20 protein-coding genes and 1 pseudogene are annotated in these 22,004 nt (G+C 32.2%); 4 read left to right on the forward strand and 17 right to left on the reverse strand.

Going from position 1 to position 22,004, the window contains the following annotated elements:
* Positions 1-61 precede the first annotated feature (61 nt).
* The 10 genes from MKX66_RS29220 to MKX66_RS29265 form a co-directional block, all read right to left on the reverse strand.
* Entirely contained in the window at positions 62-997 is a 936-nt protein-coding gene (locus MKX66_RS29220; protein ID WP_341088160.1) for an endonuclease, read from the reverse strand.
* A gap of 11 nt (positions 998-1,008) precedes the next feature.
* A complete protein-coding gene (locus MKX66_RS29225) occupies positions 1,009-1,686 on the reverse strand; it encodes a PIG-L deacetylase family protein (protein WP_078205764.1) in 678 nt (225 codons plus the stop codon).
* Positions 1,687-1,692: 6 nt separating this feature from the next.
* Positions 1,693-2,382, reverse strand: coding sequence for a WbqC family protein (locus tag MKX66_RS29230; protein ID WP_341087987.1), 690 nt, complete (start codon positions 2,380-2,382; stop codon positions 1,693-1,695).
* A 3-nt stretch (positions 2,383-2,385) separates the two neighbouring features.
* Entirely contained in the window at positions 2,386-3,267 is an 882-nt protein-coding gene (locus MKX66_RS29235; RefSeq protein ID WP_341087989.1) for a peptidoglycan bridge formation glycyltransferase FemA/FemB family protein, read from the reverse strand.
* Between the two features lie 11 nt (positions 3,268-3,278).
* The gene (locus tag MKX66_RS29240; protein ID WP_341087990.1) at positions 3,279-4,520 is read right to left on the reverse strand and encodes an aminotransferase class V-fold PLP-dependent enzyme; all 1,242 of its coding nucleotides are present in this window, start codon (positions 4,518-4,520) and stop codon (positions 3,279-3,281) included.
* Complete coding sequence (locus MKX66_RS29245; RefSeq protein ID WP_341087991.1) at positions 4,495-5,418, reverse strand: NAD-dependent epimerase/dehydratase family protein; 924 nt, start codon at positions 5,416-5,418, stop codon at positions 4,495-4,497. Before MKX66_RS29245 ends, MKX66_RS29240 begins: the two co-directional genes overlap by 26 nt.
* Before the next feature lie 6 nt (positions 5,419-5,424).
* Entirely contained in the window at positions 5,425-6,582 is a 1,158-nt protein-coding gene (locus tag MKX66_RS29250) for a DegT/DnrJ/EryC1/StrS family aminotransferase (RefSeq protein WP_002068789.1), read from the reverse strand.
* An 8-nt stretch (positions 6,583-6,590) separates the two neighbouring features.
* On the reverse strand, positions 6,591-7,919 hold the full coding sequence (locus MKX66_RS29255) for a nucleotide sugar dehydrogenase (RefSeq protein WP_341087993.1): 1,329 nt from the start codon (positions 7,917-7,919) through the stop codon (positions 6,591-6,593).
* Between the two features lie 725 nt (positions 7,920-8,644).
* Positions 8,645-9,121, reverse strand: coding sequence for a GNAT family N-acetyltransferase (locus tag MKX66_RS29260; RefSeq protein ID WP_326997914.1), 477 nt, complete (start codon positions 9,119-9,121; stop codon positions 8,645-8,647).
* Between the two features lie 180 nt (positions 9,122-9,301).
* Positions 9,302-10,999, reverse strand: a complete 1,698-nt coding sequence (locus MKX66_RS29265; protein WP_326997913.1) for a helix-turn-helix domain-containing protein — start codon at positions 10,997-10,999, stop codon at positions 9,302-9,304.
* Positions 11,000-12,434: 1,435 nt separating this feature from the next.
* Between MKX66_RS29265 and MKX66_RS29270 the strand changes: the two genes are divergently transcribed.
* From MKX66_RS29270 to MKX66_RS29280, 3 genes and pseudogenes are all read left to right on the forward strand, one after another.
* Positions 12,435-14,144, forward strand: a complete 1,710-nt coding sequence (locus MKX66_RS29270) for a hypothetical protein (RefSeq protein WP_326996300.1) — start codon at positions 12,435-12,437, stop codon at positions 14,142-14,144.
* 1,224 nt (positions 14,145-15,368) lie between these two features.
* Positions 15,369-16,354, forward strand: a pseudogene (locus MKX66_RS29275) (tyrosine-type recombinase/integrase).
* 300 nt (positions 16,355-16,654) lie between these two features.
* Positions 16,655-16,813 (forward strand): hypothetical protein, encoded by a 159-nt coding sequence (locus tag MKX66_RS29280; RefSeq protein ID WP_172805467.1) that lies wholly within the window; start codon positions 16,655-16,657, stop codon positions 16,811-16,813.
* A gap of 117 nt (positions 16,814-16,930) precedes the next feature.
* Here the strand turns inward: MKX66_RS29280 and MKX66_RS29285 are convergent, their stop codons facing one another.
* Entirely contained in the window at positions 16,931-17,206 is a 276-nt protein-coding gene (locus MKX66_RS29285; protein ID WP_242312071.1) for a DinB family protein, read from the reverse strand.
* Between the two features lie 305 nt (positions 17,207-17,511).
* On the opposite strand from MKX66_RS29285, the gene MKX66_RS29290 reads away from it, so the two are divergent.
* Positions 17,512-18,354 carry an SDR family oxidoreductase gene (locus MKX66_RS29290; protein ID WP_193653448.1) on the forward strand — a complete coding sequence of 281 codons (843 nt, stop codon included), beginning with the start codon at positions 17,512-17,514 and terminating at the stop codon, positions 18,352-18,354.
* A gap of 143 nt (positions 18,355-18,497) precedes the next feature.
* On the opposite strand, the gene MKX66_RS29295 is transcribed toward MKX66_RS29290, so the two are convergent.
* From MKX66_RS29295 to MKX66_RS29320, 6 genes are read right to left on the reverse strand one after another with little or no spacing between them, the layout of a single operon-like run.
* Positions 18,498-18,917: a HEPN domain-containing protein gene (locus tag MKX66_RS29295; RefSeq protein WP_326996301.1), complete on the reverse strand. Its 420-nt coding sequence runs from the start codon at positions 18,915-18,917 to the stop codon at positions 18,498-18,500.
* Positions 18,904-19,290, reverse strand: a complete 387-nt coding sequence (locus MKX66_RS29300; RefSeq protein ID WP_341088001.1) for a nucleotidyltransferase domain-containing protein — start codon at positions 19,288-19,290, stop codon at positions 18,904-18,906. The genes MKX66_RS29295 and MKX66_RS29300 overlap by 14 nt, the downstream gene beginning before the upstream one ends.
* 21 nt (positions 19,291-19,311) lie before the next feature.
* Positions 19,312-19,683, reverse strand: a complete 372-nt coding sequence (locus MKX66_RS29305) for a hypothetical protein (RefSeq protein WP_326996303.1) — start codon at positions 19,681-19,683, stop codon at positions 19,312-19,314.
* A gap of 19 nt (positions 19,684-19,702) precedes the next feature.
* Positions 19,703-20,551, reverse strand: coding sequence for a ThiF family adenylyltransferase (locus MKX66_RS29310; RefSeq protein ID WP_326996304.1), 849 nt, complete (start codon positions 20,549-20,551; stop codon positions 19,703-19,705).
* 12 nt (positions 20,552-20,563) lie between these two features.
* The gene (locus MKX66_RS29315) at positions 20,564-20,965 is read right to left on the reverse strand and encodes a hypothetical protein (protein ID WP_326996305.1); all 402 of its coding nucleotides are present in this window, start codon (positions 20,963-20,965) and stop codon (positions 20,564-20,566) included.
* Between the two features lie 50 nt (positions 20,966-21,015).
* Complete coding sequence (locus MKX66_RS29320) at positions 21,016-21,981, reverse strand: hypothetical protein (protein WP_326996306.1); 966 nt, start codon at positions 21,979-21,981, stop codon at positions 21,016-21,018.
* Positions 21,982-22,004: the final 23 nt, after the last annotated feature.

Raw genomic sequence — 22,004 nt, forward strand, 5'->3', positions numbered from 1 at the left:
GGTTCATTAAAATCATCTCTAACTCAAATTACTTGTTATGATATTAAAGCAGTAACTCCTTTTATATCTTTAAAAAATTCGAGTTTGCTTGTACGCCAGTAATATTCTTTTGGAACCAATTAAGAGTCTCCCATGATTTCACTCTATTTGTGTAATCAGTCTCCTGTACTTCAAATACAATTCCTATATTTCTACTTGAAACTTGATTATTTACTTTTAATAAAGTTTCATGTAATAAATTTTCATTAATAGAACCATTAGTCGGAATTTCTCCCTCAAAGCAGCGTACCTCACTATAAGGAATCGTCAAATGTTTAAAAGAACTAAAATGTAAATGTTTGATATGATCCATTAAATTTATATACTTATGAAAGTCTTTATACTCAATTTCCTCTTGTCTTAATAATTTAGAAATACCTAGACGTGTAAGATAAGTGATAGACCAATGGCATATATCCCACGTTATTCCAACATTAGATAAATCTAAATTTACCAAGTCATTAAAATCTTCTGGGTATACAAATATAGGATCAAAGTCATCACCTAAGTTTCCAATGATGGGTAAGTTTTCAACACCTATCCATATATTGGTTCCTTTTATTTCCTCATCTATCATTTTAAAGAACTCTATAATTTTTTTTCTATTATCAATAAGATTATACTTTTGAAATTCTGCTATGTTCATAAATTGATTAGCATGAACTGTTATACCTGCTGCGTTATATTTTATAGCAAGATTAATAAACTCATATAACTGTTTTTTTATAAATTCACTATTTAAATAGTCTGCATTATCAGTTGGAAAATGCAAGGTTAATAAAGATGGATTAAGTGTTTGAACAAAAGAAAGTACATCTGAAAACTTTGTTGTATATGACTTATCATGTAAAGATTCTCCATCAAAAATATTTGCTTCTAATCCATAACCTTGTTCAACCCATTTTAAATCAATTTGTTTGCTATCTAATCCAAAGAATGGTACCTGCGGTATTAACATATTCTCTTCACCTACCATGTTCCTCTTACTAACATAAATGCTTCAGCCGCTTTATATCCTGACTTTGCTCCCCATACAAAAGCATTGTGCTTCATTGCTTCTATTGAACGTGGGTGAGGAAATTCCCTTAACTCCGATTCATAATGTTTCATTGCATTTAATTTTGCCTCCAAATGTTCTTCAATATTTACGAAATAATTAGGAAGAAACTTATCTTTCTCATTATAATTCCACTCAGTAGAAGATAAGGTTTCATATGCAAACACCCATTTAATATTACTATTTGGTAGAGGTCGTGTAGCTGTCATCACTGCTCTATAAACAACAGTATGATCGATATTTATATCTCCACCATATTGAGTATAAATAATCGTAGGATTTATTTTATTAATGTGCTCTTCAATTTCTTTTACAACATCGAGTAATGGCAATGTATCAAGACGATTATCAGGAAAATCTAATCTCGCAAAACTTGTTACACCAAGTGTAGTACATGCCCCCTCCGTTTCTTTATAAGACAGGCTCTTAACCTCTAAATCTAGTTCTCTGTATTCTTTAGATCTCGAAGATTTCCCCTCTGCAAGGATTACAACATGTACATCATCACCTTGTTTCACGTGTTTTGCTATTGTTCCACCAACACCAATAATTTCATCATCCGGGTGTGCAGCAAATACTAGTACATTCATATGATTTTAAACTCCTTTAATTAATTTTTCTGTTTCCTCTGGACCACAATTTAATAAAACATCTAGCATAGATAAATGCGGTATAAACTCACCAAATAACTGTGGATAAGAATACTCTCTTATCCTTTGGTACATGATTTCTATATTTTCATGCTCAAAATCACTTTCTATTAAATAATCTTGACCTAAACTTCCGGAATAATAAGTACTGGCATTAAACTTTTGACAAAGCTCTAGTACAAAATCACTTTTTTTCCCTGTAATACCCTCTAGCTCTGATGCATAATATAATTCCGTATCAATATTTAGTTCTCGAATAATAAAATGAATAAAATTCATATTTAGACTGTTAAGATTGTCCCATTTTTCTGAATAAAAACCCTCTAGATAATCCTTGTATACATTGAAATAGGGCGCATTAGAGTAATTAATTCTTATTGTCTTCCAATGCTTTCTCTCCCAATCTTGTGTATTATCTATCTTTAACTTATTCAATGGGATTTCTTTATAATTTTTCATTTGCATCGGAACCGTTAACCAGGATACTCCTTGGGAAGTTTTAATACGATTTCTATTTAAAAAACCTTTCTTTTCAAATTGTGCTATATCATGAAATACAAACACATCAGATTTATGAATTTTTTCAAAAAAACCATGCCAAGGTAAATAACTTGGTTGGTGGCCACTAATAATCATAGTTTAAATCCTCTCTTTTAAACAAAAACATTTTTTCAAAGCTGCTCCCCAGTATATCTTAGGTCTAGCAATCCCTTTATTATGTGAATATCCTAAATCCGCATACTTTAATTTATTATGAATTGCTAATTCAAACGCAACATTTAGTAGTAAGTATGAAGATTGTGTATTTTTCCCTTTGATATTATTAATATTAATCCAGTAATATAAAACTTGTTTATCCATTATAAATATACTGGAACTAATTAGTTCTTCTTCTAAGAATGCTCCTAAGAAAAAGATTCTTTCTTTTAAATTAATAAATAAATAATAAAAAAACTCTCTACTAAATGAATAACTCGCTCCTATACTGTTATTATGTTCCTGATATAAATTGTAAAATTCATCTAATTCTTCTAAGGCTATAGGCCGAATTTCAACACTCTGTTTACGGGCATATCTAACACTTGTCCTAGCTTTTCCTGAACACGATGTCCATAAATCCTCAAAATTATTTGGTAGATCTAACATATAAGTTTCTTTATACTCCCACTTTTCATCACTATAACTTTGAAAAGGATTTATTGTTATAGGTAATAAAAGTTTTTGAATTTTATTTTCAAACTTCCTATTTATTATCGATTCATAAAATGCAAAATCTATTTTATCTTGGCCAATGATTACAGGGCCTCCATAACCAATTAAACTTCCCAGCACCCTACCATCCTGTACATATATAGGAGATAAAACTACTGTACCTCTTGTTTTTATTAATACTGGAAAAAATTGAACACCAGGTAATAATTCCATTAATTTTCCCCATTCATAACAATGGAATACGGAACCATTATATTCTTCCATACAAGTATCCCAATATTGGGCATCAGTACATATTTCGATTTCCATATAATCACCTTTTACTTCTTTTTCTCTAAATATATTAGAATTTGACTACATATATACTTAAGATCTTTTTTCCTTAAAGGATATTTAAAAGGTATTGATAATACTCTAGACCATAAAAATTCTATATTTTTTGACTCTGTGGCATAATTGGAAAAGATAGGGATTTCACCTAGAGGTAGATAATTCCAACAAGTTTGTATTCCTTTTTCCGCCAAATATACGGAACACTCATACCTATCAGAGGGTTCTTTGAAAATAATAGTGAAATAGTTCAAATAAACATTCTGAGCTGAAAATATAATCTTTACCCCGTACTTTTCTTCAATTGATTGCAGCATCGTATAACACAAACTGGCATTACATATATTAATTTCTAAAATCTTTTTCGTTCTCTTTAAGTGTTTATCAATTAGCAATGAGCGTAATGTGGACATTGTTTTTGGATATATAACTTCCGTTTCCTCTGGCAAAGAATCCAATTTGCTATCATTATAAGAAGGAAGAATCCCTGACTTTTCCCAGTAATCAGTAAATAAACTCAATAGCCTACTCTTCTTAATTCTTATAGCTAATTGCGTTTTCAGGTGGTTTTTATAATCTAAAAGCACTTCTTCTTTCTTTTCTTCATCCATATCACACAAGTCATTTACCGTACGATTAAGAAGTAATGCTCCTCCCCCTATACTTGGGATGGGTTTAGTTCCCCCAAAACTTAAAATTCCAATGTCACCTAAACTACCAATTAATTTTTCGTTTTGATAAGAGAACATTGCTTGTGCTGCATCATCAATTATATAAATATCATTGTCTCTGGCCCAATTAATAACCTCTAAATCTTCATGACATCCATACACATGTGTAAGAATAATTGCTCTTGTATTTTCATTTGAATATTTTTTTATTTTATTAAGAGAAAGTGAGTAATCAGTAGTCACATCAATTAATACAGGTTTTGCTCCTACTGTTAATACTGCCTCTATTACATTAGGACAATTAAAATTTGATAAAATTACTTCATCCTCTTTTTTTATCTTTAGATACTTTAACCCTGCTACTAATGCCGACGAACCACTATTAGTTAATATAATTTCGGAATTAGGGTAGAGAGTTTGTAAACTCTCTTTTAGATTAGAATGATTGGATCTATATATACTTTTCAAAAAATATATATGATCAAATATACTCCAAAAAGAAGGATATATTGGATACTTAATTTTTTTTGGGTTTTTAGGATATAGATACTGTGTTTCCATATTTCTCCTCTATTATTATCTCTAACCCTTTATTTAATGAAATAACTGGTTGATAGTTTAATAATAATTGAGCTTTTTCTATTGAAGGGATTCTTCTGAATATTTCTATGTTAGAATCTCTTACTCCCTCATCTCCTAAATTAAGAAATTCAATTTCACTTTTGTTTCCCATTAACTCATTGATTTTCCCCGCTAATTCCTCCATAGATATAGGCTTGTTATTTCCTATATTAAAATCTGCAAAATTCTCTCCTTCATATTCAAATGCTAATATCGTTCCGTTAACAATATCGCTAATATAACTAAAGCATCTAATTTGCTGCCCGTCCCCATAAATAGTCATATTTTCGCCGTTATGAGCTTGTTTTAAAAACTTAGAAATCACAAAGTTTTCATTTTGTTGTGAACCGTATACATTAAAATAACGTACCACTCTGACTTTAAAACTATTATTAGCATATTCTTTCAAAAAATCTTCTGACATTAATTTAGCTTTTCCATAAGCTGATTTGGGAATTTTGACATCATTTTCTTTAAACGGAACACTCACACCATCCCCATACACCTCGGAACTAGAAGAAAATAATAACTTATCTATTCCATTTTCTATACAAACTTCTACAATATTTTTCGTACCTTCAAAATTCACCCTTACTACATCTTCTTCATTTGAACGGCAATTATCAACACCTACTAATGCAGCTAAATGTATGACTCCATCCACATTAATAAGCTTTTCTCTTAATGTCGCAATATCTAAGATATCAATTTCTTCAAAAGGAACATCAATACTTGGTTTAAATTTATCAAATATAATTACTTCATAACCTCTTGCTATTAACTCCTTTGTAACATGTTTACCAATAAATCCACCGCCACCAATAACTCCTATCTTCATAAATATTTACCTCCCTACCTTTAATTGGTATAAACTTTTTAAAGATGTAACGATATGTTCAACCTCATTTTCTGTAAGTGCACTATACAATGGTAATGAAATAATTTGATCAAATACTTCTTCTGTTTTGGGTAAATGTACATTAAATCTCTCTTGATAATATGGATGCATATGAACGGGAATAAAGTGAACACTCAGCCCAATATTTCTCTTTTTCATTTCTTGAATCATCTGATCTCTACTGATAGGAGAATTAGGATTAATCTTTATAACAAATAAATGCCATGCATGTTTTATACTTGGATTGTTTACATAGTTAGGTAATGTTATATACTCTTGGATTTCTTTTAATTCTTCCTGGTATATTTCCGCTATTCTCTTTCGTTTTTCAATCATTTCATCAGCTCTTTTTAACTGACTAATACCTAAGCTAGCTTGTAGATCCATCATGTTATACTTAAATCCAGGTAATAGAACATCATAACGCCAACTTCCTTTTTCGCCATAACGATTCCATGCATTCTTGGTGATGCCATGCCAACCATATAATCTAGCTTTTTCAGCAATCTCCTCATTTTTAGTGACTAACGCTCCACCTTCACCTGTTGTTATATTTTTAGTAGCATAAAAACTAAAACAAATAATATCTCCATGTGTACCAATCAAAGTATCATCATACTTAGTTCCTAATGCATGAGCCGCATCCTCTATCAGAAATAACCCGTGTTCTTTACATATCTTTTGAAGTTCTTTTAATTTGGCTGGGTATCCAGCAAAATGAACTGCAATAATAGCCTTAGTTTTTTTCGTGATTTTTCTTTTAACATCATGGAGGTCAAGACATAAATCCTCTTCATCTATGTCTACAAATACTGGTTTTGCACCTACATGCATAATAACGTTTACACTTGAACAAAAAGTAAAACTTGGAACTATTACTTCATCTTCTAATCCAATCCCCAAAGACAATAACGCTAAATGTAACGCCGCAGTCCCTGAATTGCAACTTACTACATGTTCAGTATTTAGATATTCTTTTAAATTCTCTTCAAACTCTATCACTTTTGGCCCCTTTGAAAGCCATCCAGACTTAAGAGCACGAATAACTCCCTCAACATCTTCATCATTTATTTCTGGTCGATAAAAAGGAATAAATTCTACCATATAATCACCTACAAACATATAATATTTTTTTTATATATTGATTCATCTTTAAATATGTTTCTTGTATCTAAAATTAAGCAATTTTCCTCATTGAGCAAATTAAAATTAATGCAATCATGATCCGTATGAACAATAATTAAATTGTATTTATTTAATGCATTCGTAGTTAAATCTATCGATTTTTTTATTTTATGCTTGTCCACAATTAGCTCCTCAATAAATGGATCATGGTAATCGACGTTATACCCTTCTAGCATTAAACCATTCATAATATCCAAAGCTGACGATTCTCTGGCATCGTTAACATTTTTTTTATATGCAACGCCAATTATAAGAACATTCTTTCCATCTTTATCCTGTAGCAACTGTAATGCCCGCTTAATAATATACTTAGGCATATTTTCATTAATTTCTTGTGCTACATCAATCATTTTTGTTGCTAAATCTTTATTATTTGCAATCCATTTAAAATATATAGGATCAATTGGAATACAATGTCCTCCTACACCAGGACCTGGATAGAATTTTTGAAATCCAAACGGCTTAGTCCCAGAGGCATCAATTACTTCCCAAATATTAATGTTTAATTCATTACATATTTGTGTCATTTCATTAATAAAAGCAATATTTATAAAACGGTAAGTGTTTTCTAATAACTTCGCTGTCTCTGCCACTTCTGGACTACTAACCTTATGAATCCCCTTAATTAGGTGACTATAAAAGGCTGCAGCACAATCTGTACAATTAGGCGTAACTCCACCTACAATTTTAATAATATCTTGGATTGAAAATGACTTATTCGCAGGGTCAATCCTCTCTGGAGAGTATGCTACAAAAATATCTGTACCAATTTCAAAATTAGTTTCATGTTCTAATTTATATAAAATCTCTTCTCTTGTTGTACCTGGATAAGTAGTACTTTCTAGAATAATTAATGTACCCTTTCTAATGTATTTGACTAATTCATTAACTGCTGAATGAATATATGTTAAATCTGGTTGTTTACTATCTTTTTCTAAAGGAGTAGGAACACATATAACAACAACATCACATTCATTTATATAATTCATTTCTGTACTAATAAAAAATCTATTTGTATGTAAAGCGTCTTGAATTTCAGTATCCTGAATATCACTGATATAACTTGTTCCACATTCTAATTTTTCTATTTTAGTGAGGTTTTTATCGAATCCTCTTACCGTATAACCTACTTCTAAACATTTAAGAGCCGATGGTAGTCCAACATATCCTAGACCAATATACCCAATACACGCACTTTTATTTACAATTTTTTCAACTAATGTTTTTTTAATTTCATTATTTAATACAGTGACCATTACTTATCACTTCCCTAGAAATTTGATATTAAAATTCTTACCAGTAAAAGATAATTGCGCGTTATGAAAGCCCATAGATGTACGTAAATGATTGAATAATGAAACAAACTAAATCATTAACACTATCATTCCTCCTCATTAGTTGCACATTTAGATTTATAAAAATGATCTAGAATTTCGATGTATTTTATATATCTATAATATTCACATGTTATTTTATGGGATTCAATCATTTTTTTCCTTATTTTTACTTTCTCAATGTAGAATAAATTTTATTTTTATAAAAATATTAATCTAAAAAAACTATATTCTTATATCGTTAAAACAACATAATACTTGTTATAGCTGCATTTATTAAGAACCTCCCTCAAAAAAGAAAGAATTTCCTCTCTTTTAATTCGAAAAATATAACTCATCAATTTGTTAATAAGAGTATTAACTTATTATTAACTGTAATAATTTTTACTGTTTTTACTTTTTATTGAAATTAATAGAAAAACATCTGTCTGAATAATAAAAACATTTTGAAATTAAAACTATAAAAGATATACCTTTTCTAAATATAAAGTTGCATTAAAAGAATTTACAATTCGATTCCAGCCGTCTCACATACTTCATTTTTTAATGAAGGGTTAAGGTTTACATTATTCAAAATAAAAAATCGTAACATCTCATCAATCAACTGAGAGTTACGATTTTTGATATATGATTACTTTTTAATTTTCTTATAAATATTGCGTTAACCTAATCATATCTATACACTGAATACCATTTTCATATATTTCATCTTCATAATTGCGTAAGAAAAAACCCCTATCCACATTTGTTATTCTAAACCCACATTTTTGATAAAGGCCTAATTGCATTAAGCTAGAATTTCCCGTCCCTATTTCTATGGTTTTATATTTCTCTTTTTTAGCATAGTCTATAGCAAACCCAAGCAAATATTTCCCATATCCTTTTCCCTGTTCTTTTTCAGAAACTGCTATGTTTATAATTTCAATTGTTTCAGGACGAGTAGGAATTAAAATCATAATCCCCACAGTAATAGTATCCTTTTTTAAAACAAAACAGTCCCCTTGTTTAAGGTATCCATTAACTACTTCTGATGAAGGATCAGCTAGTAATAATAACTCCATTTCTTCTTTACCAATGCTTGTACTTTTTTCAATACTAATTTCATCCCAATTATTTAATTTCATTTTCAATACTCCCCCTTTTAACTAATATATTAAATGAATTCATTCTCACAAGACAATATCAATAGTCATTTTAAAATGCAGTAGGTGGTTCCTATCATCTATTATGCTAAATAAAATACACATACATAATGTATGTGTATTTTCATTTTCGCTATTTCTAAGAGTAGTTTTTAGTCTACATTACATTTTTTCTAGTATTTCTTGTCTCTCACACCATTTCGTTAACTTTTCTAATGCTTTTTTAGACAATCGTTTTGTTTTATGATTACAAAATCTAGATAACGTCGACGGAGAAATACTAACTTCATCAGCTATTTCTCGAATACTTACATGTTTTTCATTATGCACTTTCAATATTTGATCACGGATTTTCTTCTCTCTTTGTTCGACTGGTTCTACAGTCTCTTTAACTTCTTCAACAACTGTCACTACAGGTAATTGTTCTTGTGGTTCCTCTATAACTTTCTTTCCTATTCCCCTATCCATTGACTGTAACATTTCCTCAGGCGGTAAAATAGTTATTCCTAAGTTAGAGTAATAATTTTTAAACCAGTTACGTTTCCCAATTTGTTGTTCATCCAGAGGATCACTATACTGCCAATGAGAGATTACTTTTTCATTTTCTAAATCCATTAGAACATTTTCTAACTGTTCTCTAATACGATTCGGCTTCCAATCTTTTGGAATATCCATTACTGATAGTAAACCCTTGTCCCCTCCTATAGAATATGGCTTTTTCAATGATGAATACATTTGTCTAATTCTCCATTGCCATGTTAAATATCGAATTAACCTTTTATGATATTTATGTCTATAACTATTGTATTCAAGTGCTTTTTTTGACAATAATGCTGTTGTATTATTTGATCCGTATAAATAATTCGTTAAAAAACTACCTGGCTTAATACGACAAGATTCAATCCCCATATATTCGTTTGTAACACTATGTCTCCACAATACAACCGAATCTAAAACAAATAACCTTTTAATAACCTCACGCTTTAATTCTACTCGTTCTCCTTCGTCATCACGATCGTTTAGTACTACGACCTCATTATCATCATTTAAATAGATAAAAATACTTGCTAAAGCCGCAATTCTCTTTGCTATTTTAATTTTATCTTCCGCTCGATAATATTCTTTATTTTTGACGACTGTCTTTGGAATATTGCACATCTCTAAAACTTGCTCATATGAAAAATCAATGAATTCATCTGGAGATTTTGCCTCATTTATCCACTGTATTGTAATTGCATCTAAACAGTCTGCCGTTAAATCATCCATATTACTCATTACATCATCAACAAGGGTATTCCATCGAGCTGATTCTTCAGTATTTGTAAGTCTTAAATCCTCGTCTTTGTGTGAAGAAAGTTGAGCTACACCATTAGAAGACTTCGTTTCAATGGGATACTGTAGGACTTTACTTTTTTCATCTTCTTCAAATTGATTCTTTGCAATTCCATCTCTTAGTTTATAATAAACAGCAGAATTATTTACTTCGTAATAATCCTCATGGTTCACTATATTTGTCTTATCTATATTTTGATCATTTTCTAATATTATGGAATTTGAATGCGCTACATTCTGAAATTCTTTTTCTATATACTCTTCAATTTCCTTATATATTTCTTCCTTATAAGAATCAATCTTCGCATAAATTTGTACTAATGTAATTCCGGATTCTTGCTTTTTCTCTAACCAAGATACTAATGCAGTAAATGATGGAGAAGCATAGTGTGAGGTTAGTACTTTGTTATTATTATTTTCAACATCTTTAAAGTACGCATTCCACTTATTCCATAATAGCTCGTTCGTTTTATAAATTGGCTCAGAGATTAGCAATGCATCTCGGAACATTTGTAATAAGTTATCCACTTTATATTCCTCCCTAAACCATGGATCACAACAAAGTAGTTTTCATCATAAAAATCTTTACTACTATTATATTTAATTTATTGTAACAGATATTTACAAGATTTTGCGGTTTCTTCTCCTTAATTCCTTAACTTGCAACATGTTTGCTCTTTCTTTTCCCTATTCCTCTTTGCTTGCATTCCTTTTGCGCTTTTCTTTCCTTTACTCTACAACTTGCAACACGTTTGCTCTTTCTTTTCCCTATTCCTCTTTGCTTGATTCCTTTTGCGCTTTTCTTTCCTTTACTCTACAACTTGCAACACGTTTGCTCTTTCTTTTCCCTATTCCTCTTTGCTTGATTCCTTTTGCGCTTTTCTTTCCTTTACTCTACAACTTGCAACACGTTTGCTCTTTCTTTTCCCTATTCCTCTTTGCTTGATTCCTTTTGCGCTTTTCTTTCCTTTACTCTACAACTTGCAACACGTTTGCTCTTTCTTTTCCCTATTCCTCTTTGCTTGATTCCTTTTGCGCTTTTCTTTCCTTTACTCTACAACTTGCAACACGTTTGCTCTTTCTTTTCCCTATTCCTCTTTACTTGCATTCCTTTTGCGCTTCTCTTTCCTTTACTCTACAACTTGCAACACGTTTGCTCTTTCTTTTCCCTATTCCTCTTTACTTGCATTCCTTTTGCGCTTTTCTTTCCTTTACTCTACAACTTGCAACATGTTTGCGGTATCCTTACCCTATTTCGTCTAACTTGCAACAGTATATTTTTTTCTCAACCTAATACATTACACAAAAAATCGTTCTATTTTTAAATTTTCGAGTGATTTTTTTATACTTACAACAAGTTATTCAAATAAAATGCAACATGTTTGCGGTATCCTTACCCTAACTTTTTTGTCTTTTTTAATCTAATCCCTTATATATCAAGGAATTAGGTGCTTTTACTTATTCTTATACATATAATTCAACTTGCAACACGTTTGCGGTATCCTTACCCTTATTTTTCGCATAAGATGCAACACTGTTTGCGGTATCCTCACCCTATCGTAATCCATACAAATCTAATTAAACCTATCACATCAACGATAATCGTTATATTTCATGATTAATAAGCGTACTTCTTAACTTGCAACACGTTTGCGGTATCCTTACCCTAACTTTTTTGTCTTTTTCAATCTAATCCCTTATATATCAAGTGTGGAGATGCTTTTTTACTTATTCTTATACATATAATTCAACTTGCAACACGTTTGCGGTATCCTTAACACAAAAAAAATTAATAGAATTCTCATATCCCTTGATACACCTAGCTTTATAAGCTGTTGCAAGTTGCTATCTTTCTTCTTAAAGGAGCACCTTTCACCATTTTTCGATTTGCTATAATCAAAATTGGTATATTTTATAGTATTTTGACATATATTTCTGAATTTGCAGAACGGAGGTGAAAAAGATGGGGAAATCATTTATTATTCAAAATCAGCGTAGCTTAAATGGAAAAACAACCAATGCTGTGTTAGTAACACTAAAATCTTGGCAAAAGTTTGTGGAAACATTTGAGGAGAAGTACTACAGCTATAAAGATACATATTTAGAAGATATTCTGCAGCACATGACATACGAAGAACGTATTGCGGATGTAGAAGGCTTTGTCGAACAAGCGAAACCATCTTTTTCACGTCGTGCAATGTCTGCACTTGCAGAAAAAACAGGAAGAAAACATAAATTATATGGTATTACGAATGCTGATCTTGAAGTGTTCTTATATCTACATAAAAAATGCTATACAAATGGTGTCATTCCAAATGTAACAATACATATGATGTGGGAAGATTACAAGCAATACAAAGAAGAGTTTGCATACATCCAGCACTCTCAATTCTATATCGCTTTAAAGAAATTAAACTTACATAACATTATCTCCGTTGAAAATGGAGTAGATGGCCGATATACAATCAAACTCACTCATTTTATGAATGAGGAAACAGAAAAAGCAAATCCGTACGTATATATTAGTCCTGTTGTATTTACAAAGGCTTTCTTTAAGCTATCTGTAGCAGCTAAGAAACTATTCTTAGACATTGCTATGCAACAACATACCGAAACAACGTTAAAGCGTTCTTTAGACAAGCAGGACGAAAGGGGCAACAAAACTCACTTTGGTGGGATGTATCGTTTCTTACATAAAAAATATCCGCACCAAATCCGTGCGGTTATCGAAGAATTAACAACTGCTTTACCATGTACGGGTAATCCCCTATTCAAAATTTGCAAAATGCAAAAAGGTGTAAGGCATACAAAACGATATACAACCTTATATCTATCTATCCATTCGGACTTCTTATGTACGAAAGAATCTGGAGAAGAACAACACAGGGATCCATTTACACCAAAAGCTACCTATGCTCGTAAAGCAAAATTCATCGAATCAGTTCTACAAGAAATGAATATCGGTGAACTGTCTTCAGACATGAATAAGTTCATTCATGTATTAAAGCATACTTGTCATCGTCAAATTCGTGGTGTAATTCGTGGACTTCGTGACATGGTTGATCGAAAAGAAGGATACCCAACGAAAATTGTATATACATTGAAAAAATTATTGCATCAAACATCTCAATATCAAATTCTTGATACTGCGGCGAAAGAAGGCATCTACCCTCTTATTGCGCAACATGTACCAAAAGAGAGAAATAGTGACCGTGAACAAGCTGTCTTTAATTTCGGTCTACATTATTCCATGTACTCTCTTCGCAACATTAAGAAGATGTTTAAAAATGTGCATGCACTACTGAAGCAGAAGTTTGCGGTACCAGTGACGGAAGAGTCTTATCACCGTAATTATCTAAAATACCAGGAAGAAACGTTATTTAGAAAATATGCATATGATCAAGGAGTGAATCTCCATGCATATATCGCTTTAGAAATTGCAATGCGTGAAAAATTAAAAGTTCGTGGTCATAAAGAACGCACGATTCCAAGTGATGTACGTGAATGGTTTATCGAGGCAATTGATAAGCTGCCACAAGAAAAACTTCGTGTTATTGAACTACCAAAACAGTTTAATTTACTAGAGTTTATGCGTACATTCGAACGTTTAGTACGTGCTGGTGTAACAATAACAGCTCCAGATCAGGTGCTAACCGCAATGGAAATAAAATAATTGCAACGAGCTCTCTATTTTTGAAAAAATCGAAAGTGGAGGGCTATTCGTGTTTGTTTCATTAACATCCCTTTTCTACTACTCTATTTATAAATACCAAATCAGAAGAACTTCATGTAAAATGGAGTCTTTTTTTATACATTTCTATACAAATCTTCTTCTACCTATAGAAGAATCTCCACACTACACATTGAATATTCTTCATCTGTAGTAAAACATCCGATTTTATATCTACAAAAAATCAAAAAGATATTTATAAAAATAGTGGATATGAGGACAAATATGATCAAATGTGAATAATATTTCCCCAATATCCTTGAGAATACTAGTGTCGTTGCATTTATCTAATAAAAATCATCAATAATAATGTGAGTTATGTGTAAATACTGAGTAATGTTAACAAATAACTACATTATCTGAACAAAATGTGGATAATTGGACGCTAGATACCGCTCTATTTACCAAAATAAAGAAAATAAACCCTATTTCCACGGTTGAATAAATATAATGTGATTTGTATCAATTTCTTTCCGATTTCATGTAGCAACATATGCTTTTCTTTCTGCTTTTTTGTAGATTTGAAAGTCTAATAATCATTGAATCTACGGATACATTTTCTAGCATTTATGATTTTTTATGCTCTAACATCAAATTTCCCCTTGTGGGAGTAGGTCTTTTCCCTATTTTTGATAACCTATAAAAGTTTTATCTTTATTTCTTTTTAATATATAAGATATATATTTATAATAGATTTTATTATTACTAGTATGATTGTTAATAAGATGTCAGACCTAATTGAAAATATTTGTTAATTCAGTTATAATAATGGTAATTAAACATATCATTACCCACATACTAAAGGACAAACCTACGTATCCCTACCAGGACGAGGTTTGTCCTTTTTTCATTTTATAATCAATTAAAAATTGGAGGATTAAACATGGTCGTACTAAAGAATACAACTAATATAGCAATGAATGAATATAGCGAAATTAGATTTTTTAAAGGGATTTTTGGGGGACTATTATTAGTATTCCCTTTTTGGAGTATTATGATAGCCTTATTCATATGGCTTTGTAAATAATAATCAACATATCAAAAATGCAAAGAGGTGTTTGTCCGTTTGCGTTTTTGATATGCCAGCAACCATGCGTAGCAGAGGGCGGTAGCAGGTTTTTCACCTATTTCCTGTTATAATATACCCAAAGAAATTAGGTGATTATAATGAACGAGGCAATTAGCTTAGAAGAAACATTAGAAGCTTTTTCTGCTTATTTAACAGAAAAAGGTCGAAAACACTCTACGATCCAACGTTATTCATACGATATTAAGGATTTTCATAGATGGTTAGAAGTAAATGAGATACTTTCACATATCAAATTATGGCATGAACTATCTGGAGAATATTATCAAGCATATTTTTCGGAGTTAGAAAACAAACGTAAGTATTCCCTTAAAACAAGGCACCGAATATGGGTTGTCCTAAAGAAATTTCACATGTTCTTAGGGATAAATAGTCCAATAGATGACATCCAACTTTCTTTAATTCCAGATCAATCACTAAGTGATAATGATTTTATTACCCAAGCGGAAGAAAAGCTTTTAAAACAAACTATACTTTCGACAAAGGGGTTTACAGAAAGACAAGCTAAATATCGACCTCTAATTATCGATATTTAGCTTGTATAATAAATTTAGTAGTAAACTATGGTTTATCCTTGCAAAAGCTTGTATCGATTAATATAAGCCATATACAGTTTGCTAGAAACATTTTAATTGTTCCGGGAGAAAGTGGAGTAACTAGGATTGTCTCCTTAACTGATGAAGATACAAAGCAACTTTACAAATACTATACGATTATTCCGGAACCTGTAAGACCTCGACAACATACAGATAACCCCCTATTTGTGGCATTTGATTTTAATCGTGGTACTTATCGATGGGTGTACGAAAAGGATGCACCAAAAGCATTATCCGAGGTTGCTGTTCAAAAGATGATACGACTTGAAGTAAAACGTGCGGGGGTAAATAGGCGTATTTCTGCACAGCAGATGAGGAATACATTTATTCTCCGTCTTATTAAGCAAGGAATAAATGAAGATGAATTGGTAAGTAGAATGGGGTTCAAAACTAAGATATCTCTAAAAAGATATTTCCGATATTTACAACAAGTTCAACTCAAGCACGTTCAAAGCAATACAACAGATTAAAGACACATGAATATTAACAGTAAAGATAGTAAGGATATTAAATTAAATATATAGAAAGACGATTAGTTATTGAAATATAAAGCCTGTATCGATGATTACCAAGTAATTATTGATACAGGCTATCTTTTAAAGCATTTGTCATATTCAACTAACGCATACGTTAGTTGAATAACGAATATATGTTTATTATTCAAACGAAAGTCCCTTTATTTTAAGTGAATTTCAATCGAATCCTTGGAATATACTAAGTGTTTTTGTAAATAATAGGATTGTTAAATCAATAAATAAAGGAGGACTTTTATGCTACAGAATCAACAAGACAAAGAAAATTTGGGTTCTAATATGAAACAAAAATTTGCGGGAACTGATGCACAAAAAGTAAAACAAGAAATTCAAAAAGATGTTAGCCAAGGGCAAGGAGCAATGACCTCCCGTGAGGCAGGAGCAATGCGCGATTAAAAAACCACTCTAAGTGGTTTTTTATTTTTCTACATGTAAATTAAACACTTTACAACTCTCATTTTGATTTGATGGTTTAGATAATCTGTAGTAAATAACCTCTTTCTTGTTCATTTACTACAATAAAAAGATGTTAAATAGTCTTCGAAATGTAGATTCATTATCTTCTGCTTGGGGTTCATTCGCTGTTTTACCAAGAAATCGCATCAGAAGTCTCTTTTTATAGAAAAATAAATGACAAACTAATTCCCAAATGGAATTCATTTCCCCCTCCGGTTTCCAAATTGCCTTTTCAAAAGTAATATTCTTTAGCACTTTTTCAAGTGGCGGAAACCAGTCTTCTTCATCTAAGCAGCTTGCCCATTGTTGTGACAAAAGTGTTTTTACATCCATTTTCGATTTTTGCCCTCATAGTGAGTTACTTCTCCATATATTTTTTATGTTTTGTATTTTATTTTACTATCTTTGTTTAAGACAATAAATTATAAATTGTATATTAAGATATCAGCTGAGAAATATAAATATCTATTTATGGAACGATATTCATGAAATAGTCGTACATTATTCTTCACTCAGTATTAAGCCCCCCTTCACTTCCTCTATTTAATTCCTTGTTGAGGATATATTTTCCTGATGATAATCATAACCTATACCAGAATTTCATTTATTACATGAAAATTCAGAGAGGAGTGATTATGATGGGTTTCCCACCTCAACAACAAAGTAAACCTGGCATTGAATCATTAATGATACCTAGACCTATATTTGATAACCCCGATTATAAACCAGCTGGTAAACTTATAAATAAGGTAGCGCTTATAACTGGTGGGGATAGTGGAATTGGAAGGGCTGTCGCTGTGGCCTTCGCGAAAGAGGGTGCAGACATAGCAATCTCATACCTAAATGAACATAGTGATGCAAAAGAAACGGAGTTCTATGTCAAAAAGTATGGTCGTAGTTGCATTACCATTCCAGGTGATATTGGGTATGAGCAGCATTGCCAACAAGCAGTAATGCAAACAATTCACCAGTATGGTCGTATTGACATTTTGGTGAATAATGCCGGTGTACTATACATAAAGAACGATCTACTTGATGTAGATTCAAACCAACGAGCAAGTACTTTTCACACAAATATTTTTTCGCAGTTTATTTTGACGAAGGCCGCTCTTCCATACATGAATTCAGGGAGCTCTATAATAAATACAACATCCCTTAGTGCCTATCATGGAGATCAAGATGCAATTGACTACGCTTCATCTAAAGGAGCCATTGTTTCATTTACACGTTCGCTGTCATTATCACTGGTACCGAAAGGAATTCGAGTTAATGGTGTGGCCCCAGGACCAATTTGGACGCCATTAATTCCATCTTCTTTGCCTCCAGAATGGCTTGCCACATTTGGAGACCACGTTCCTATGAAGCGAGCCGGTCAACCGTTTGAAGTGGCACCTGCTTATGTATTCTTGGCTTCTGATGATGCATCTTACATATCAGGGCAAATTCTGCACGTGAATGGTGGGGAAATTATAAACGGTTAAATATTTAACAAAAATAATCTTAGTTAATATTATTCGAATGGGGTATTTACCCAACACCTTTGGATGAGTCATTTCTATTTTTTTTAGATAGAAAAAGAGAGTCCCTCATTAAAGGCACTCTCTTTTACGTATTTCCTCTATTCTTAATCGATTACGATTTCATTTATATTTAGCTTTAGCTTGTTTAAAGCCTCTTTATAAAAACTCATTACTTTTTGAGCATGTTGTATAGCCATTAACCCATCTTGAACGGTAAGGGCTTCGAAATACGGATAACGAATGTCTGTAGCATAACCATTCAGCTGCACGCACTGTTCTAAAATCAAAGAGAATTCCTCATCTAATTTACGACACGATTTGTGCAGCATTAAAAGGTTATGAGTTTTAGGGACTGTTCTACCATTTAGTGCAAGAAATCCTTTTAGAAGTTTCTCCACACATTGTTGACTATGATAACAAATAATTGCAGTAGGGAAAGGTTTCATATGAGTTAAGTAACTAGCAGAATCTAAATCAGATTTTGCGATAAATACCCACTCTTTTAGATCCTCAGTATTTTTCATATAGGATCTTCCCATCTTGTGCAATTTTATGCTCCATGGTTACATTACGGTTAGCACGTTCTTGAAACTCTTCAGGTCCATACACTAAAATATCAACTGGTGTTTCCATTACATCGTAAATTCCCCAATTGATACGATTAATGACTTCCCTTTTTCTCGCTCCTACACCTTCCACAACAATACAGAGATCAAAATCACTGTCTTCATTTGGTGTGCCATAGGCATGAGAGCCAAAAAGGATAATTTTTTGGACAGAAGACACGGTTTCACGAATTTTTTGTACTAATAGGTCCAGTTCCCTTTGTGCTTCTTCGTTAATCCGAATCACCTCTTGGATAATTGAATTATATTGACGTTTGATTACATTATACATGGGTTTCTCTCCTCCTAGCTATTACATATTTATTTTTATACTTCTCTCTTGTTTTCCAACGTTTTGCAATGCTTGATAACATTCGTATACCTGCCTGAAATCTTGTAAGAATCCATCGTCAGAGATACTATGAAATCCTTTGAAGTTCTTTCTACACCAATATAAGAGGTCAGATTCATCCTTAGCTAAAAAAGAATCTGGGTTGAAATGAATTAGAGCCTCTGCTAAACAAGCCAGAAACAATGGTATCATTTCGGAATCATGCTTTGATAAATCAAGTACAGATACAACGGCATAATTCTTATATTGATAGTATTGAAGAACACCATTACACATGTTTGTCGGTGTTAATGTACGTTGTAATTGAGTGGAATCTAATTGATACACTCTCATTTTGTCCCCTCCTATATCACTACTCCCCAATTGGTGCTGCTTTCATAAAAGCCTTTTGAGCTTGGAAAATGATATAGTGATTCGATACGGTACCTTCATCAAAGAGTTCGTTGACGAATTGTGCAACAGTCATGGCAGCGAATTTATTTGTAATAACGCGCTGTGGTTCTGAAGCAGCTAATTCGGAACAACTTAATTGACTTGGTGCCGTTTCTTTCTTCATAAAAGCGTCTGGGAATAAGTCGCCAAGCGGAGAAAGAATGACCTCGCCATTCAGTTTAATCCCACATACTGCTTGACCGTTATAACCACTGTTTTTATAATCGGCTATTTGTTGAGGTGTCCAATGTCTTTTACCTACTTCTCCCCAATTATCAGGAACTGTTACAGCTGTATTCCCTACATCGATGTAAATAAGATTATCCGATTGATGGAAGAATTGATGAAAGACCTCACGAGAAAACATATTATCTACTGCTCCAATTACAATTGGTAAATACAAGTAGTCGTCTTGATATTGTTTTTTTAATAAATCGTATTTATTACCAAACAACTGCTGCATTGTTTCTGTGTCTTCAATGTACTGTGATGTATAGGAAGAGATAGGAACGTTATAGCCAGCTTTATATCGACGAGCCAGTACTTCCGCTTTGTATTTACCAACATCAGGTCGAATGAAGAGTTGATTTCCTAGATTTTTGGTTTCTACGATATCTGGATCTGCAACTACAATTTCACCATCTAATTGGAAAATACTCATCATTTGGGCAATATGTTGTAAAATTAATCCTCCATTTCCTCCAGCCCCTACTAATACAATATGCGGTACAATCTTCTTTCCTTCTGCAATATCAATAACAATACTCATTTTTATATCCCCCTAATTTTCTTTTGATAGTGTATTCTCCAAATTCCGTAGAAATGGAATCGATAAATTTGTAATCCTATGCACCGTATACAAGTCAAATGAATGCATCAATAGTATCGATGTAGCATGAACGACTCCTTCCTCTTGCACAATGGATACAACATATTGAAGTAAATTCACCTGCTCAATAAGTGTATGTACATATACTTGATGCGCGTTTAAATCAATATAGGTATCATTCCCTTGTCCTTCTAGTGCTTCATATATGTTATTCATCTCTAACTTGCACATAAATTGAAATAGCTCATAGTCATGATGTGTTTCCTCTACTACTCGTTCACTCTTTGTAAGAAGTAACATGTAATGTTTTATCTTTGTAAACATCGATACGTGAATTGTTTTTAATGTTGTCATAATAAAGAAGGAGACATGAAAATATGTCTCCTTTACGCCCCCCTGTGTATTTATTTTAAAAGTGTAATCCCACTTAAATCGTAATTTTGGCTTATCCCTTTCGTTGCATATTCTCCTGCAAATATAAAGTTAGGGTTAATAGAATGAAATTCCCCATCGATACAAGTGCGTACACGTAGTTCAGGGAAAACATCCTCTATTCTGCCGATTATTGCATAGAGAATAGGAGCCCGTTCACTTTGATCATCTAAATCACTTGGTTCAGCAGGAAAACGATGATGGCTGTGTATCTCCATTACTTTCATAGCAATAGACTGCATCTCTATATTCGTTTCTGGGATTACAATTTCAGTCGCTACCTGCTGGCGTGGGAAGTCCATAAAATAACCACGCTCTTTATTGAAATAGATATCAGCATGCAATTCGCAATCACATTTACGAGAAATGGACTGTGCAATAATAATAAAGTCCATTAATAGAGTCCTCGGAATAAAATCCCCAGGTAAAAAGTGATTACGCCAAGTACTTAGAAAAGAAAAAGGACAATCTGAAATGGATTGTCCCTCTACAGTACTTGCTCCTTTAGCACCGACAGTTAAAATCGGAATTAATGCATTTGTATCTTCGTGATGTTTAATGACTGTTAAGTCTTTAACGAACGAAGGATAACGTTGCTCTAATTTCACGCGAATGTCCTCTGCTTCTATTTTTCTTACATCTGTGGAATCTCCATTTTGAACAGCAATTCCATGTGTAATTTCTTCTTCTGTAAACCAATCTACTAACGGTATATCTCCAAATACTACGTGACGAACCACCGTTGTTGTATTGATTTTATCTAGACAATCTGTAGCTTTTGAAGCCTTAGGTTTCTTACCACTCTTTGTCTTATCTTTTGCTTTCTCCTTCTTCTCTTCCTTCTTAGCAGTGGCTTGCTCTGATGCAGCTTTTTTCACCGGTACTGTTGTTTCCTCTACTTTTGTTTCCATATCAAAAAAATCGAATAAGTTTGTCATAATAAATACTCCTCCTAGTATGT

This window comes from Bacillus sp. FSL R9-9530 (assembly GCF_038008145.1).
Taxonomy (GTDB): Bacteria; Bacillota; Bacilli; order Bacillales; family Bacillaceae_G; genus Bacillus_A; species Bacillus_A mycoides.